The 16,631-nt window shown below is 38.0% G+C and carries 16 protein-coding genes; 11 read left to right on the forward strand and 5 right to left on the reverse strand.

Translation table 11 applies throughout. From position 1 onward, the window contains the following. The 3 genes from tsf to guaA are packed head-to-tail and all read left to right on the forward strand — an operon-like array spanning position 1 to position 3,567. A complete protein-coding gene (tsf, locus tag PHV30_00375) occupies positions 1-852 on the forward strand; it encodes a translation elongation factor Ts (GenBank protein MDD5455466.1) in 852 nt (283 codons plus the stop codon). Positions 853-871: 19 nt separating this feature from the next. Further along, positions 872-2,032 carry a GuaB3 family IMP dehydrogenase-related protein gene (locus tag PHV30_00380; protein ID MDD5455467.1) on the forward strand — a complete coding sequence of 387 codons (1,161 nt, stop codon included), beginning with the start codon at positions 872-874 and terminating at the stop codon, positions 2,030-2,032. Beyond that, positions 2,032-3,567, forward strand: coding sequence for a glutamine-hydrolyzing GMP synthase (guaA, locus tag PHV30_00385; protein MDD5455468.1), 1,536 nt, complete (start codon positions 2,032-2,034; stop codon positions 3,565-3,567). The genes PHV30_00380 and guaA overlap by 1 nt, the downstream gene beginning before the upstream one ends. 15 nt (positions 3,568-3,582) lie before the next feature. On the opposite strand, the gene PHV30_00390 is transcribed toward guaA, so the two are convergent. Together PHV30_00390 and PHV30_00395 are read right to left on the reverse strand one after the other, a co-directional pair. After that, positions 3,583-4,344, reverse strand: coding sequence for a 4Fe-4S dicluster domain-containing protein (locus tag PHV30_00390; GenBank protein ID MDD5455469.1), 762 nt, complete (start codon positions 4,342-4,344; stop codon positions 3,583-3,585). A 35-nt stretch (positions 4,345-4,379) separates the two neighbouring features. Beyond that, positions 4,380-4,586 (reverse strand): DUF1858 domain-containing protein, encoded by a 207-nt coding sequence (locus PHV30_00395; protein MDD5455470.1) that lies wholly within the window; start codon positions 4,584-4,586, stop codon positions 4,380-4,382. A 96-nt stretch (positions 4,587-4,682) separates the two neighbouring features. Here PHV30_00395 and PHV30_00400 point away from each other — a divergent pair, with 96 nt between their 5' ends. The 5 genes from PHV30_00400 to PHV30_00420 all read left to right on the forward strand — a co-directional run bounded on the left by PHV30_00400 (position 4,683) and on the right by PHV30_00420 (position 10,229). Next, a complete protein-coding gene (locus PHV30_00400) occupies positions 4,683-5,171 on the forward strand; it encodes a hypothetical protein (GenBank protein MDD5455471.1) in 489 nt (162 codons plus the stop codon). A gap of 32 nt (positions 5,172-5,203) precedes the next feature. Beyond that, a complete protein-coding gene (locus PHV30_00405) occupies positions 5,204-6,607 on the forward strand; it encodes a glycosyltransferase family 39 protein (protein MDD5455472.1) in 1,404 nt (467 codons plus the stop codon). Positions 6,608-6,713: 106 nt separating this feature from the next. Beyond that, positions 6,714-8,096, forward strand: coding sequence for a mannose-1-phosphate guanylyltransferase/mannose-6-phosphate isomerase (locus PHV30_00410; protein ID MDD5455473.1), 1,383 nt, complete (start codon positions 6,714-6,716; stop codon positions 8,094-8,096). A 17-nt stretch (positions 8,097-8,113) separates the two neighbouring features. Then, positions 8,114-9,241: a tRNA (N6-isopentenyl adenosine(37)-C2)-methylthiotransferase MiaB gene (miaB, locus tag PHV30_00415; GenBank protein ID MDD5455474.1), complete on the forward strand. Its 1,128-nt coding sequence runs from the start codon at positions 8,114-8,116 to the stop codon at positions 9,239-9,241. 58 nt (positions 9,242-9,299) lie between these two features. After that, complete coding sequence (locus PHV30_00420; GenBank protein ID MDD5455475.1) at positions 9,300-10,229, forward strand: ribose-phosphate pyrophosphokinase; 930 nt, start codon at positions 9,300-9,302, stop codon at positions 10,227-10,229. Between the two features lie 2 nt (positions 10,230-10,231). Here PHV30_00420 and PHV30_00425 read toward each other — a convergent pair whose 3' ends face one another. Beyond that, the gene (locus tag PHV30_00425) at positions 10,232-12,358 is read right to left on the reverse strand and encodes a PBP1A family penicillin-binding protein (protein ID MDD5455476.1); all 2,127 of its coding nucleotides are present in this window, start codon (positions 12,356-12,358) and stop codon (positions 10,232-10,234) included. A 78-nt stretch (positions 12,359-12,436) separates the two neighbouring features. Here PHV30_00425 and tyrS point away from each other — a divergent pair, with 78 nt between their 5' ends. Further along, positions 12,437-13,615, forward strand: a complete 1,179-nt coding sequence (gene tyrS, locus PHV30_00430) for a tyrosine--tRNA ligase (GenBank protein MDD5455477.1) — start codon at positions 12,437-12,439, stop codon at positions 13,613-13,615. A gap of 1 nt (position 13,616) precedes the next feature. On the opposite strand, the gene tsaD is transcribed toward tyrS, so the two are convergent. Next, entirely contained in the window at positions 13,617-14,624 is a 1,008-nt protein-coding gene (gene tsaD / locus PHV30_00435; GenBank protein MDD5455478.1) for a tRNA (adenosine(37)-N6)-threonylcarbamoyltransferase complex transferase subunit TsaD, read from the reverse strand. 80 nt (positions 14,625-14,704) lie between these two features. Here tsaD and PHV30_00440 point away from each other — a divergent pair, with 80 nt between their 5' ends. Then, entirely contained in the window at positions 14,705-15,061 is a 357-nt protein-coding gene (locus tag PHV30_00440) for a hypothetical protein (GenBank protein MDD5455479.1), read from the forward strand. On the opposite strand, the gene PHV30_00445 is transcribed toward PHV30_00440, so the two are convergent. Further along, positions 15,054-16,247: a glutamate--tRNA ligase gene (locus PHV30_00445; protein MDD5455480.1), complete on the reverse strand. Its 1,194-nt coding sequence runs from the start codon at positions 16,245-16,247 to the stop codon at positions 15,054-15,056. The genes PHV30_00440 and PHV30_00445 overlap by 8 nt on opposite strands. Positions 16,248-16,458: 211 nt before the next feature. Here PHV30_00445 and PHV30_00450 point away from each other — a divergent pair, with 211 nt between their 5' ends. Next, positions 16,459-16,596 carry a hypothetical protein gene (locus PHV30_00450; protein MDD5455481.1) on the forward strand — a complete coding sequence of 46 codons (138 nt, stop codon included), beginning with the start codon at positions 16,459-16,461 and terminating at the stop codon, positions 16,594-16,596. Positions 16,597-16,631: the final 35 nt, after the last annotated feature.

Here is a 16,631-nt window from a genome sequence, read left to right on the forward strand (position 1 = left end):
ATGGCCAATATAACTAACGCTCAAATACAGGAATTAAGAGTTAAAACAAATGCCGGAATGATGGATTGCAAAAGAGCTCTTCAGGAATGCAACGGAGACATGGAACAGGCTGCAGACCTTTTGCGTAAAAAAGGAATTGCTAAAGCCTCGAAAAGAAGCGAACGCGAAGCCAGAGAAGGTATTATTAAAATTCTTCTGAACACCTCTAAAGATGAAGCTTATATGGTCGAATTGAATTCTGAAACCGACTTTGTTTCCAGAAATGAAAATTTCCAAAATCTGGCAGGTGAGTTATTGAAATTGTTGGAAAAAAATAAAAGCAAGGATATGGAAACATTTGCTGCTGTTAAATATGACTCCAAGAAAACTGTAAAGGACGCAGTTGATGAGCTTGGTGGTGTTATTGGGGAAAAAATAATTTTAAACAGGATCTACTCAACAAACGTAAGCGCTAATGATTGTTTGGGTGCTTATGTACATTCCAACAATAAAATCGGTGTAATTGTAAACTTAATAAACGGCAAAGGCAATGAAGACCTTGCCAAGGATATCAGCATGCATATAGCCGCCTCCAACCCAAGCGGTATTAGTGTTAATGATATACCTGCAGCTGATATTGCCAAAGAAAAGGAAGTTTTAAGGACACAAATTATTAATGAAGGCAAGCCGGAGAATATGGCAGACAAGATAGTTGAGGGAAAAATCAGAAAATATTACGAGGAAGTTTGTTTGCTGGAACAAAATTTTGTTAAAGACCCCAATGTTAAAGTTAAAGATATACTTGCTGAAGCCAGCAAAAAAGCAGGTAAAAATGTATCGGTAAAAAGTTTTATTCGTTTTGCTATCGGTTAAACAAGTAAAGGACATTAATATGGAATCGCTAAGTAAATATAAAAAAGTTCGCAGAGCTTACGGATTAGATGAAATTGCCCTCGTTCCCCAAAAAACAACAATTGATATGAATGATGTAGATATCTCGGTAAAAATAGCCGGATTAGAATTAAAGGTACCTATTATCGGTTCGGCAATGGATGGCGTTATTGATACCAAAACAGCAATACTTATGGGCAAACTCGGCGGATTGGGCATTTTAAATCTGCATGGTGTCCAAACCCGTTACGATAATCCGGATCAGATACTGGAAAAAATTTCTTCTGTTTCCAATACTGAATATGTGGAATTAATGCAAAAAATATATCAGGAACCCATTAAAGAAGAACTGATTACTAAAAGAATAAAAGAAATTAAATCTAATGGCGCTTATGCTGTTGTCAGTTCAATTCCACAAGATGCCGATCGTTTTGGTAAAATCGCAGAAAAGGCTGGGGCTGATGCTTTTCTTGTACAGTCAACAGTCGTTTCCGTTGAACATTTTTCAACTCATTATGGCGCCCTTGACCTTTCCAGACTAGTCAAAGAGCTCAAAATACCGGTTATGGTCGGTAATTGTACTGCCTACGAAACGACACTAAGCCTTATGAAAACAGGTGTGGCTGCGATATTTATAGGTGTAGGCCCAGGAGCAGCATGTACATCCCGTGGAGTATTGGGAATCGGGGTACCTATGGCTACTGCGGTTGCTGATGCCACTGACGCAAGGACAGATTATTTCAGAGATACGAATCGTTATGTACCTATTATTGCTGATGGTGGTATTGCTACCGGCGGAGATATTTGCAAAGCTATTGCCTGTGGAGCTGATGCCGTTATGATCGGTTCTCCACTGGCTAAATCAAAAGAAGCTCCCGGACGGGGCTATCACTGGGGTATGGCAACACCCAATGCTACCCTGCCCCGTGGCACCAGAATAAAAGTAGGGACCATAGGCTCCCTGGAATCAATTATCCATGGACCTGCGGTTTATGATGACGGTACCCAGAACTTTTCCGGTGCGCTAAAAACATCAATGGGAACTTTAGGTGCAAGAAATATTAAAGAAATGCAGGATATAGAAATTATTATCGCTCCTTCTCTGCTTACCGAAGGAAAAGTTTATCAAAGAGCTCAGCAGTTAGGGATGTACCATAAATAATGCTATTAATTCTTGATTTCGGTTCTCAATATTCAAAACTTATAGCCAGACGTGTCAGGGAATGTAAAGTTTATTGCGAAATCATTCCCGGAGATTCTTCTCTGGAAAAAATAAAAGCTCATAACCCCGAAGCTATTATTCTTTCAGGTGGACCATCTTCAGTTTATGATGATAATGCTCCCAAATGCGATAAAGAAATTTTCAAATTGGGCATACCAATTTTAGGCATCTGTTATGGTCTGCAGTTAATGGCTTATTTGTTAGGTGGAGAAGTTGTTCATTTTAAAAAACATGAGTATGGAAAAACAGAGTTGATTATCGATGACAGCTCAGACCTTTTTTCGGGAATTTGGGAAAATATTACTGTATGGATGAGCCATGGTGACAGTGTTACCAAACTCCCGCCAGGCTTCGGGAAAATCGCCCATTCCGATAATACTCCTTTTGCCGCTGTTGCCAATAAAGAAAAAAAATTCTATGGTGTTCAGTTCCATCCTGAGGTTGTGCACACTCAGCAGGGGACGGATATTATTAAAAATTTTGTTTATAATATTTCCGGACTATCTCCATCCTGGAACATGAAAAATTTTGTTGAAGAAACAATTGAAGAAATCAGACAAACAGTAGGTAAAGAAAAAGTTTTGTTAGCTTTGAGCGGAGGTGTAGACTCCACCACCACAGCTGTCCTTTTGCAAAAAGCTATAGGAGACCAGTTGGTTTGTATGTTTATAGACCAGGGATTTATGCGAAAAAATGAAGCGCAAAAAATTGTTGAACTGTTTAATAAACATTTTAAAATCAGACTTATACACATTGATGCTTCCATACAATTCTTTGAAAAAATCAAAGATGTTATTGATCCGGAGCAAAAAAGGAAAATTATCGGGCATGAATTTATTCATACTTTTGAGGTGGAGGCAAAAAAACTTAAAGGCAATATTCCTTTTCTAGCACAAGGCACTTTATATCCTGATGTTATTGAAAGTGCGACAACTGGTGTTTCTAAAAACGCAGCTAAAATAAAAACGCATCATAATGTTGGCGGTTTGCCTGAAAAAATGAATTTCAAAATAATCGAACCTTTAAAAAAACTTTTTAAAGATGAAGTACGACAAGTAGGAGTTGAACTGGGGGTCCCTGAAACTATTGTTTTTCGTCAGCCCTTCCCGGGCCCTGGCTTAGCCATCAGGATTATCGGCGAAGTTACACCCGAAAGAGTTAAAGTTGTTCAGGAAGCTGATGACATAGTAATGGCTGAAATCAAAAAAGCCGGACTATATCGCAAGCTCTGGCAGGCCTTTGCGGTCCTGCTGCCTATCCGTTCAGTGGGTGTAATGGGTGATAAACGTACATATTTAAGCACTATTGCTGTTCGTGTGGTAACGAGTGAAGACGCCATGACTGCTAATTGGGCTCATCTGCCCTATGATGTGCTGGGAACGATATCTAACCGGATCATAAACGAGATCCCGGAGGTAAATCGCGTAGTATATGATATCACCTCCAAGCCACCTTCCACTATTGAGTGGGAATAAAAACTATCAATTACCTTATTCAGCTTTTACATCGCCTTCTAAAGTAATAACCAGCTTTCTGATTGCTATATCTTTGCCTGACAACTTAACCGCTTCTTCAGCTATTCTATACAAGCCTGAACAGCAGGGAACAATCATAATCGCTACGGTTAATGAATAGATCACGTTTTGTTTGATTATCTCAGCTATTTTCGTAATATAACTCTCACTGTTATCCAGCTTCGGACAGGCAATTACCAGCTTTTTGCCTTTTAATAACTTGCCGTGAAAATTATTCAGGGCAAAAGCTGTACAATCAGCAGCAATCAACAGGTCCGATTTATTGAAATATGGCGCTTGCGGTGAAACCAACTGAAGTTGTATCGGCCACTGGCTAAGTTCGGACATTAAATTATCATTACCGTTACTATTTTGTTCAGTAGAAACCTTCTTTTTGATTTCTTTGGCCATAGTACCGGGGCATCCGCAAGCCAGTTTCGGTGATTCTTTCTCTTGCGCTCCATGAACAAGTTTGGCCGCAGCTTCTCCCTGCGATTTCAAGACATGCTCATATGTTATTTGAGGATTGTAATCCTCGCTATCTCTTTCCACCACTTTTAGGGCTCCTGTGGGGCAAACATCAAGGCAGGCACCCAGCCCATCACAAAAAATCTCCCTTATAAGTACTGCTTTGCCTTCATTATCAAGCTCAAGAGCTCCCTCTGCACAAGCTTTAGTACATAATCCACAGCCATTACAACTATCCCGGTCAATTTCAATAATCTTTCTCAGGCCCATAATCTCACTCCTGTTAGCGAGCGCATCAGCTGATGCTACTTTTTCTTGCTTGCCAGGGTCAAATCTTCAATTTCTTTTAATACAGCGTCAACATCCAGACCATGAGCGGCCAAGCCCTCACCGATTGTTTCAGAATGTGCCAGCATACAACCCAAGCATCCAACTCCATGCTTCTGCATAATCGAAATTGAATCGGGATATTCGTTTAACATATCTATAATCTTCATATCTTTAGAAATCATGCTGTAACCTCCTTTCAGGTGAGTATATTATAAAAGCTTTAAAAATAAATTCAATAAAAATTATCAATTACAGTAAATTTTGTACGATAATATATTATGAAATATAAAATTATCGGACTGCTAAATTCCTCTTTACCTTTTATACCTGAAAAAACCAGGATAATTATTAAACCCAACGAAATAAAATGGCTTTTCGGACAAATTACCAATAAACATCCTGAAAATGTTCATTTCATATATACAAACATTTCAGGCTATCTGTTCCTGATTATAAAGGATGAGCAAATCTGGTTAAACTTGCATAAAAAAATATCTTTTCGCTATCGACATCTGATTGCTCCAAACACCGGTGATAATGAACCTACTGTGGAAAATAATGAAGGCTACATTTATTGCACTAAAAAAAGCAAGAATCAGGCTTTAAAAGAAAAAATGGAACGTTTTGACTATACAATCCATAAACCTGTTTTCCCTCAAGTCCTTGCCCCCGGTATTTGGTTTGTTCCCGGAATGCTGCTAAGTGAAAAGGAAATAAATATTCAAAAAAATTTATTAAAGTTCTTAAGTAATAACCTCGGAATATAGCAAGCATTCTTCTTACCGTCTATAATATAACTGTGAAAAATTTTTCTTCAACCTGGTTAATAATAAGTATAGCAATATTTTTTCGGCTTTGCCTGGCCTTTCTTATACCTCCTTCAGCCGATGAAAGCTATTACCTGTTATGGGCCAAACATCCGGCATTATCTTATGTGGATCATCCTGGCATGATTGCCTGGATCAATATTCTTTTTATCTTCATTTTCAGGGAACCATTATTTGCTATACGCTTAGCCTCCTTATTTTGCCTTGGCAGTACACTTTTTTTTATATACAAAAGTTCTTTTTTATATAGTGGGAATAAAGAAAACGCCGCTCAGACAACTTTGTTTTTCCTTTTAATACCATATATTTTTATTGTTGGAATAACCATGCAGGTAGAACAACCCCTCCTTTTATTTTCTTCCATGATCATTTACTTCTTTTTAAAGCTTGAACAAACACTCAATGTCAGGTACTGGTACATCTTGGCTATGGTATCCGCTTTGTGCTTGCTGAGCAAATATACAGGTGTTTTACTTATAGTTTTTCTTTTTGGTTACATACTCTATAAAAAAGAGCTTAGGCAGCTTGTCCGCTCTAAAGAGTTTCTGATTTCGTTAGTTTTGTTCTTTCTTGCCTTATTACCCCTGATATTATGGAATATGCAAAATCAATTCATTTCCTTAAGCTTTCATGCAGCAAGACTTGGTACTCAGCTTAATTTTTCCGGTTCAATAGATTTTCTGTTGGAACAAATACTTTATTTTTCTCCATTTGGTTTGTTTTATTTAATAAAAGCAATAAAAAAACAACCCAAACATCTGTTTCTTATTTTAGGGTTATTTATTTTTATCTCTTTTCTTTTTTTAAGTATGTATACCAAGGTTTGGGGGCACTGGACTGCTATCATGTATATACCCCTTGCTATTTATATTGGCATAATCTTAAACGGCATATTAATAAGAGCTAATATTTTACAAGGTTTCTTCACAATACTTCTCGTGGTAATTCTTCTGTTTACAGGACCGGCAGTACTTATACACTACCCCAAAATAATGAAAAATTATAGTCTGGGAAAAAACCTCGAACCTATTATTTATTCTTTATCCGACAACCTGTCAATAATTTCCGACTTCCATGGCTCTGTAGGACAATTGTCCTATTATTTAAATAAAACTGTCTATTTCCCCCAAGGCGAGTTCAAAAACCCCGCAGCTTGGGGCTCAAAACAATTCAGCCTTTGGTTTATGCCAAAAATTAAAACGAATGATAATGTTTTATTTTTTACTAAACCAGATGAAGAAAAAATTGCGCATCTAAAAAAGATATTTAAAGAGGTGGAAGTTTTACCTAATCCAGTGCTGACGGTTATGGAAGGTCATATTAATGAAAAACGCTTCCTGCTATGTAAATCCGCTAGATTTGACTTCATTTTTTAGTCTAAATCCTTCATCCTTCCTTCTTAACCTTTCTTTTCTATTCCCTCTCATCTGGCCGTTATGATAATTGACATCCAACTTGTTAATATGTTGTAATGTTCTCATGATAAAAACAATCATTTTGGCTGGTGGCAGCGGTACCCGACTGTGGCCTTTATCACGCACTACTTACCCCAAGCAATTTATTCAACTTTTCGAAGATAATAGCTCTTTGTTTCAGAAAACATTATTACGTAATAAAAACAGTGAATTTTTAATTGTGACTAATGAAACTCAGTATTTTTTGGTAATTGATCAGGCGGCCGATATTGGTGTCAAGCAGTTATCTTTTGTGCTGGAGCCTGTCGGCAGGAATACTGCCCCGGCTATTGCTTTGGCTTGCTTATCATTGAAACAGGATGACATAGTTCTCGTGACCCCGTCTGACCATTTGATTAATAATATTGACAACTATCAACGTCTGTTGCTCAAAGGTCAAACCCTTGCCGAAAAAGGGTTTTTGGTAACATTTGGGATAACACCTGACTACCCTGCCACAGGCTACGGCTATATTGAAGCAGAAGGTGAAAATGTATCGTCTTTCAAAGAAAAACCCGATATTAAGCAGGCGCAATCCTATCTTAAAAAAGGGAATTTCTTTTGGAACAGCGGTATGTTTATGTTTCAAGTCAGCACTTTTTTGAATGAATTAAAAGAATATGCTCCCGACATATATGAATACTCAAAAGATGCATTTAAAAAAGGTATTTATGAGCCAACTCATAAGACAACCCGCATACTGGAGTCGGATATGAAAAAAATTCCGGCAAACAGCATAGATTATGCCATAATGGAAAAAAGTAATAAGGTGAAAATGGTCAAAGAAGATATAGGCTGGTCAGATCTGGGCAGTTTTGATGAATTATTTAAAATTATTAAAAAAGATGAATCAAATAACGCTGTAATCGGCAAGCATGTCTGTATAGATTCAGAGGATAACCTGATAATTTCCAAAGGCAATAAACTTATAGCCACTATAGGGTTAAAAGACATTATTATAACCGAGACAGCGGATGCGATTCTTGTTGCCAAGCGAGGAGATTCTCAAAAAGTAAAAGAAATTGTTCAACTTTTGGGCCAGGACAAATCACCGCTTCTGGATGCGCATCTTACCGTGCACAGACCATGGGGCTCTTATACTGTTTTGCTGGAGGAGCCCAACCGCTATAAAATAAAAAAAATTGTAGTTAAACCAAAAAATAAACTATCCTTGCAAAAACACTTCCATCGTAATGAGCATTGGGTTGTAGTAAGTGGTACAGCTAAAATTCAAAACGGCAAAAAAAAGTTAATTCTTCGGGAAAATGAATCAACCTATATTCCCATGGGGCAGACACACAGATTGGAAAATCCCGGCAAAATTGATTTGGTAATGATTGAGGCGCAAGTAGGTCAATATCTAAATGAAGATGATATAGTACGGCTCGAAGATGAATTTAACAGGGTTTAGGGTTCCCTTTTAATACTATGATTTCCGGCACTTTCTATATATTTACTTATGGTTGTCAAATGAATAAAAATGATTCCGAGCTTATGGCTGGAATCCTTACAGAGGAGTGTTTACTACAGCAAACAGATAAAGCGGATCAGGCTGATTATCTGATATTTAATTCCTGCGCCGTTCGAGAAAATGCTGAAACAAGGGTATTTGGTCGTATCAGAGAATTTGCCGGTAGAAGAAAAAAACAAAAATCTTCACAAAAAATAATTCTGGCCGGCTGTATACCGCAATATGAAAAAAACAATATCTTTAAAAAGCACCCATATATAGATTATATAGTAGGAGTTAATTCCATTGAATTTTTACCTCAACTACTCTCTTCGAATACAGAACGCATAAGCCTTTCAGTTAATAAGGATACAAATTTTGTGTTCAAAAATATTCTTAGGGATAGTCGAAAACAGGCCTGGATCCCAATCATGTTTGGATGTGACAATTTTTGTTCTTACTGCATAGTGCCTTATACACGAGGCCGTGAAAAAAGCAGGAAAAAAGAAGACATTTTTAAGGAAATAGAATCTCTTCACTCTTCTAAATACACAGAAATATTTTTACTCGGACAGAATGTTAACTCCTATGGCAAAAACCTGTACATGGATTATGATTTTACCGATCTATTAACTGATATTCATAAGTATTCCCATATATCGAAAATTGATTTTCTTACTTCACACCCCAAGGATATATCTGAAAAACTTATTAGAATAATTGCCAAAAGCCCCAAAATAAATAAAGAAATCCATTTTCCTCTTCAGGCTGGCGATAACGAAATCCTGAAAAAAATGAACCGGGGTTATAGCTATGAACAGTATAAGAACCTGGTTCTGCTTATTAAAAAAATCATCCCCGATGTTAAAATTTCTACAGACTTGATTGTTGGCTTTCCCGGGGAAACGGAAAAACAGTTTCAAAATACTGTAAAAGCAGTCCAGGAACTGGGATTTTACAGGGTTAATACCGCTGCTTTTTCTCCCAGAAAAGGCACTAAAGCAGCTGAAATGGACAAACAGATTGATGAAAAAACCAGACATACAAGGCTTCTGCTTTTACAGAAGGCTGTAGACGAGTATGCTTTCTCCAAAAATACGGGTTGAAAAAACAAGCTTTTCGTAGTTTAATTTAGGGGTCATGATTAGCCCTTCTGGTAGAAAAATGAAAATATTTTCTGGCAGTTCTCATCCCAAACTGGGAGACGAAATTGCTCAATACCTTGGCATTTCTTTAGGTGATATCAAATTCTTCCGTTTCAGCTGTGGCGAAATCTTTACAAAAATTAATGAAAGTATTCGCGGAGTTAATGTATTTTATATTCAGACTGCGTCTGACAATGTTAATGATAATTTAATGGAACTTTTTATTACTATTGATGCCATTCGCAGGGCCAGCGCCAGAACAATATCAGTAGTTATCCCTCATTTCGGCTATGCCAGGCAGGATAAAAAATCCAGTCCAAGAGAACCGATTTCAGCGAAGCTAATGGCCAATTTGATCACTACCGCGGGAGCCACCAGAGTTATAACCATGGACCTGCACGCCGACCAGATCCAGGGCTATTTCGATATCCCGGTGGACCACATAACAGCTTTACCTTTGTTTGTAAGATATTTTGAAAACAAAAAATTAAATAATGTTGTTGTGGTTGCACCTGATACCGGCAGAGCAAAAACCGCTAAAAAATTTGCAGACCGCATCAAAGCAGAGCTGGCTATTTTGCATAAAACCAGGCCGGAACATAACAAGGCTGAAATAATGCATGTTGTTGGTGATGTTAAAGATAAAACCGTTATTTTATTTGATGATATGGTTGATACTGGTGGTAGTGTTACACAGGGACTCGATGCGCTTAGGAAAAATGGTTGCAATCAAGAAATGTACCTGGCAGCCACCCATGCTGTTTTCTCAGGGCCGGCAATAGAACGTTTAAGTAACGCCGGATTTAAAGAAGTTGTAGTTACAAATACTATTCCGATTCCCAAGGAAAAAAAATTCCCGGGCCTAAAAATATTATCAACAGCACCGCTTTTTGCCGAAGCTATAAGCAGAAATCATAACAATCTTTCCATCAGCGAAATTTTTAACTGAACTTATTGTTCTAAAAACTCTTTAACCCAACCACCATTTTTATTCTCTAGAGAAACTGGTGCGGCAGGATCATTTTCACGACTGCTGTCAGGACCATGAATATCACAATAATCTTTGGGGTCATGTCCAGGCCAGTATTTTTCAGTTGAGGTAACCGGACAATAAGCTGTGGCTCTTTTACCTGATGTCCAGCAGATATTCACAGGAATTAAACCTTGTGGCTTTGGGAATTCCATCTGTGGAACATTTATTAAGGCAACCTTCATAAACTCTTTCCATATTGAAGCCGGAACCATACCACCGGTAACTTTACGCATTGGCGTGCCATCATCATTGCCCACCCAGGTGGAAACCACCATTTGTGGGATATAACCTATAAACCAGGCATCTTTATAATCACTGGTAGTTCCTGTTTTTCCGGCCATAGGTCTGGGAAGTTTGGCAGCTTGCCCGGTACCGTTCTCAACAACGCCCTTCATCATATCAACCAGCGTATAAACCAGATTGGAATCGAAAACTTTCTTGCTTCTGATGTCTTCACGATACAAAACAACACCATTACGATCTTCAATTTTCTTGATAAACACAGGTTTGAAAAGAGTACCACCATTGGCAAACGCTCCATAGGCCGCGGTAAGTTCGGTCATGGAAACCTCCTGGGTACCCAGAGCCAAGGATAAAACCGGCATAAGCGGAGTTGTTATACCAAATAAACGTGCTGTTTCTATAACACTCTCTGGCCGAACCATACTCACCATCTTTACCGCCACAACATTAATAGATTTTTCTAAGGCTGCCCTCATAGGTAATCGTCCTTCATAAGTAAGAGTGTAGTTAGTAGGAGCATAAGGTCCCATAATGGTATTGAAAACTACCGGGGAATCGTTAAAAATCGTGCCTGGTGAAAGCTGTTTGGACAGGGCAGTTAAATATACGAAAGGCTTAAAGGCAGAACCTGGTTGCCTTCTGGCTTGGGTTACCTTGTTAAACTGATTATTTAAAAAATCGTAACCCCCTACCATGGCAATCACATAGCCGGTATTCGTATCCATAGCCAGCAATGCACCCTGGCTATAGTTAAGGCTTGCTGCTTTGCCATCTTCTATCGCTTTATCCACTGCCTTTTCAGCTGCCATCTGCATTTTATAATTAATTGGAGTATACACCTTTAAACCACTATTATAAGCAGCCTCTTCTCCATATAGCCCCACCAACTTATCAATTATCATACTGGTTACGTATGGAGCCTTGTATTTTAATTTCCTGCGTGGTGAGATTATCAGCGGTTCCTTCATTGCCTCCAGATATTCCGCACGATTTATTAGATGTGTTTTGTAGATTCTTTTTAAGACAACATCCTTGCGTGATAAAGTGTCCTTAAGATTTCGATAAGGCGAATAGAATTCCGGGGCTCGCAACATGCCTGCCAACATAGCGCTTTCGGCAACAGTCAGTTCTTCGGAGTGCTTATTGAAATACTGCATGGATGCGGATTCTATTCCATAACAATTATTACCCCAATAAACCTGGTTCAGGTACATTCCCAGTATTTCATCTTTGGTATAGTGTCTTTCAATTTTAATGGCTAAAAGAACTTCAGCTATTTTTCGTTGTAATCTTTTTTGTTTAGTTAGAAATAAATGGCGCGCTAACTGTTGGGTAATTGTGCTGGCACCCTGAGCTTTTTCATGTTTGATTATATCCACTACAAGAGCGCGCATAATACCAATCGGATCTATACCATGATGACGATAAAAACGTGCATCTTCCAGAGCCACAACCGCTTTTTTCATTGTTAAAGAAATCTTTGAAAATGGAACAACCACACGGTTTTCTTCTTTATGCAAATCAGCAAGTATCACTCCGTCTGCCGAATATATCTTGGTTGTTTCGTTGGGTAATGTGTTAGAAATCACAGTAACATCGGGTAATGTATACATTAAATATATAACATTAATTATTATAAACAGAGAAACAATAGCAACTATAACCGCCACAACTTTCCAGAAATTGTTAACAAATCGTTCTACTTTTTCGTTCCTTTTTTTTCGTCTGTATTTCTTCTGGGGTAACCTTGACCGGCCGGTTTTCAAGCCACTTTTTATAGGCACTCTTCTTTCAAAGACCACTCTTTGCTCCTTGCTTTAAAACTTTCCAATATGATATATTATCAAAGATTACCTATTCATTAAAGGACTTTTCACACAATGGACGAAGATTTACTTAAAGGTATTGAAGAAATAATCAGTTTGGAAGAACTTGAAAATCTTCTGAAAAACAATAAAAAATTAAAAATCAAATGGGGTGCCGACCCCAGTGCTCCTGACCTGCACCTCGGCCACACGGTCGTTCTTAGAAAACTCAAACGTTTTCAGGATTTGGGTCATGAAATAATCTTTCTAATCGGAAACTTTACCGCGACAATAGGTGACCCATCCGGCAAGTCTAAAACAAGAAAACCTTTAACTGACGAAGAAGTATTAAGAAACGCCAAAACATATCAGGAACAAGTTTTTAAAATTTTAGACAAAAAAAAGACGGTTGTGGTTTATAATGCCGACTGGCTAAATAAGCTGACCTCCAAAGATTTGATTTTATTAACAGCCAAGTATAACGTAGCCCGCATGCTGGAAAGAGATGACTTTAAGCAGCGTTTCAAAAAAAACCAGTCTATCAGCTTGCATGAATTTATTTATCCGTTATTACAGGGTTATGACTCTGTCCATTTAAAAGCGGATATAGAAATCGGCGGTACTGACCAGAAATTTAACCTGCTGGTAGGCAGGCACTTGCAGAAAGAATACGGACAAAAATCTCAGGTCGTAATAACTATGCCGATTTTAGAAGGACTGGACGGTACAGAAAAAATGAGCAAAAGTCTGGGCAATCATATCGGTCTGACAGACACTCCCAGAGAAATGTTCGGCAAAATAATGTCCATACCCGACAAATTGCTGGTTAAATATTATGAATTGCTTACTGACTACTCCGCTTTGGAAATAAAAACCATGCAAAAAGATATACAATCCGGAAAAATTAACCCCAGAGACCTTAAGGTAGCTTTAGGCAAAATTATTGTGGAGCAATACCACGACAAGGCCGCTGCAGCTCAAGCTGAACAGGATTTTATCCAGATGTTCCAAAAAAAAGAAATCCCTGATGAAATAGCGGTAATCGAATTAAAAAAGGACGAATATAATGTCAGCAGCTTGTTGCTGTCCTGCGAGTTAGTTGCCAGTAACAAAGAAGGCCGCAGAATGATTGAACAAGGTGCGGTATCAATAGACGGACAAAAAATAACCGATCCTCTTTTCAAGATTTCAACAAAAAACGATTGCGTTTTGAAGGTAGGCAAACGTAAGTTTGCCAGAATCAAATGGCAATGATCTAGTTGAGGTCAGAAAAACTGGCAAATGGTTTGGCAGACAGCGGTGTCGAAAATCCCTTTTTATAACGATAATATCCGGCCGAAGCAATCATTGCTCCGTTATCGGTACAGTACTTTAAGGCAGGAAGTGCTATTTCATAACCGCTTCTTTTTGTAATCTCCTCACGTAATAATGAATTCGCAGAAACTCCGCCTGCAACAATTATATGCTTGACCTGAAACTGCTCAGCAGCCAAAAAAGTTTTTTGGACCAACTCCTGAATAAGCTTGTTTTGCAAAGACGCGCAAAAATCCTTGATAATTTGCGAATCTTTGGGTTTATCGACAAGATTATATTCTTTGGCTAGTCTGATAACGGCGGTTTTTAGCCCACTGAAGCTGAAATCAAGTGGCGCCGGTGTTTTTACGCTGGGAAATTTGAAAGCTTTCTTGTCGCCTTCTTTTGCCAGTCTGTCTATAATCTGACCTCCGGGATAGCCCAAACCTATTACCCGGGCAGATTTGTCAAAAGCTTCTCCTATGGCATCGTCCAGTGTATTGCTTATTAACTGATATTTAAACTCCTTTTTTATCAGGATTAACTGGGTATGCCCGCCTGATGCAATCAATGCCAGCGCAGGGAATACAAATTCTTTCTCTTCATCACAGAGATTGGCATAAATGTGCCCCTCAATATGGTTCACTCCAATAAAAGGAAGGTCCAATGTATAGGCCAATGTCTTCCCGGCTGTAAAGCCTGTGCTCAAAGCTCCCAAAAGCCCCGGCCCCTGAGTAGCCGCAATTAAATTAATATTTTTAAAAACAATTCCTGCCTTTTTTTGCGCTTCTTCCAAGACGGGGATAATTTTTAGGACATGCAGACGGGAGGCCATTTCCGGAACAACTCCGCCATATTTTTTATGAAACTTAATTTGTGACGATATAATATTAGCCAAAACCTTTCGGCCGTTTTCAATAATCCCAATCGAAGTTTCATCACAAGACGATTCTATACCAATGGTTATCATTTTTCTGGTTAAATCATATTGGGAAATAAATATTCTGTAAATTGATATTTTCCAGACAACATATTAAAATAAACTTAATCATGAAACCTTTCTTTCTTTTTTTGGTTTTGTGCCTGGGTTTTTGTTTTTCTATTTCAACCGATAAATATGAGGCGTATAACAAGACTAAATCCGACCTGCTTATTCTCACCAACAAAAAAATCAGCCTTGCCGATAAAATCTTTGAATCAAAGAAACTCCTGGCCAAGCTTAATTTTGCATCTGTAGCCAATAACTATAATTCGGAAGATAATCAGGAGCACAAAAAGTCTATGCATGTGGAAGAACGAAGATCAGACCTTTTAAGCCAAATAAAAAACTGCGAACTGGAAATGGATAATATTGAAAAACGTATTAACCTTTTAAATCAGAATTTAAGATATTATCTGTCTAAATAGCATTCAGTCTTCTCAGAACCTCTTCTTTTCCCAGATAATAAAGGAGTGAGAATAAATCCAGTGATTTCTCCTGCCCGGTTAAAATTTTTCTTAAAGGAGCAGCAATAAGTTTGAGTTCTTTTTGCTGTGCACACAACCATATATTTATACTTTCTTCAATAGTTTTTATTGACCATTCTTTTATGTTTCTGATTAGTACTGCCAAATCCTTACTTATTTCTCCAAACTCATCCTGAAAGTATTGTGCTGCCTCAAATCCGGGCAAAAAAGGAACAGTCAGCTTATCAAGCTCAGCCAGGTCATAAGCCTTCTGTTGTAGCTGTAACAGCAAGTTTTTTTTATCACCATCCTTATCTGCCAATGTTATAATCTGTGAAATATGTTCAAAAGGATATTCTTTAAGCTGTTTTATGTCAGCTTTCTTCAGATATTGTGTGTTCAGCCAGTTAAGTTTTTGATTGTTAAGTTTGGCCGGATTTTTTGAAATCTTCTGAATATCAAAAAGCTCTATCAATTCCTCTTTGGAAAAAATTTCCTGGTTCTGATAGCCCCAACCAAGCCTGGCCAGAAAATTTAATACAGCTGCGCTGAAATAAAATTTTTCCCTGTAATAAAAAACATTAGTATCGTTGCTTCTCTTGCTGAAAGGCTGACCGTTTTCATCAACAATTAAAGGAAGATGAAAATATTTTGGTTTGGGTAGTTCCAGATATTTATAAAGCAACAGGTGTTTCTGCGTATTGCTTAAATGATCGTTGCCACGAATAATAGTATTTACGCCCATTTCATGATCATCAATGACTACAGCGAAATGAAAAGTCGGTAAACCGTCGGATTTCTTGATTACGAAATCCTCGATATCTTCTTGTCCCTTGAGATAATAAGCTCCATCTTTAAGGTAGGCAAATCCTTTGTTTATCAATTTTTGCAGATAAGGCTCATATACTTTGAGCCGTTCCGATTGGAAGGGAATAAGGGAATTGTCCCATTCAATCCCGACCCATAGCAAGTCTCGCATAATGCTGTCGGCATATTCGCGGCTGGAACGAGCGATGTCCGTATCCTCCATGCGTAAAAGGAATTGCCCTCCATGATGCCTGGCATGCAGATAACTGAAAAGAGCGGTCCTGGCTCCTCCGATATGCAAATGTCCGGTCGGGCTTGGAGCAAAACGAGTAATAATCATAGTAATTTCAAATTATGCTTGAGATGCTTAAAAAAAGCAATCCGCGATCCCATTGTATAAAAAATATACATATTAAAGATTTCTTGTACTCTCCGGTCTATGGTAATTAGCTGTAGAATCATTCAATTTCTTAAGTGGTCACTAGAAAAAATTTAATGTTTTCTCTTCTGGCAACAATATTGCGTTTCACATGATAAGAAAGGGTAATATTATGGAAAAAACCAAAGAGGAAGTTTTGAAAAAGATGTTTGAAGAAGCTGTGAAAATAGATAAACCTATTTATTCACCTATAAGTGTTGTCCTGACAATTGAGAATAAACAATTTATGTTGTTGTTTAGTAACAATTAAGTAAAGGGAGGCTTAAGCCTCCCTTTACTTTTAGA

The organism is Candidatus Margulisiibacteriota bacterium, from assembly GCA_028715625.1.
Lineage (GTDB): Bacteria > Margulisbacteria > Riflemargulisbacteria > GWF2-35-9 > GWF2-35-9 > JAQURL01.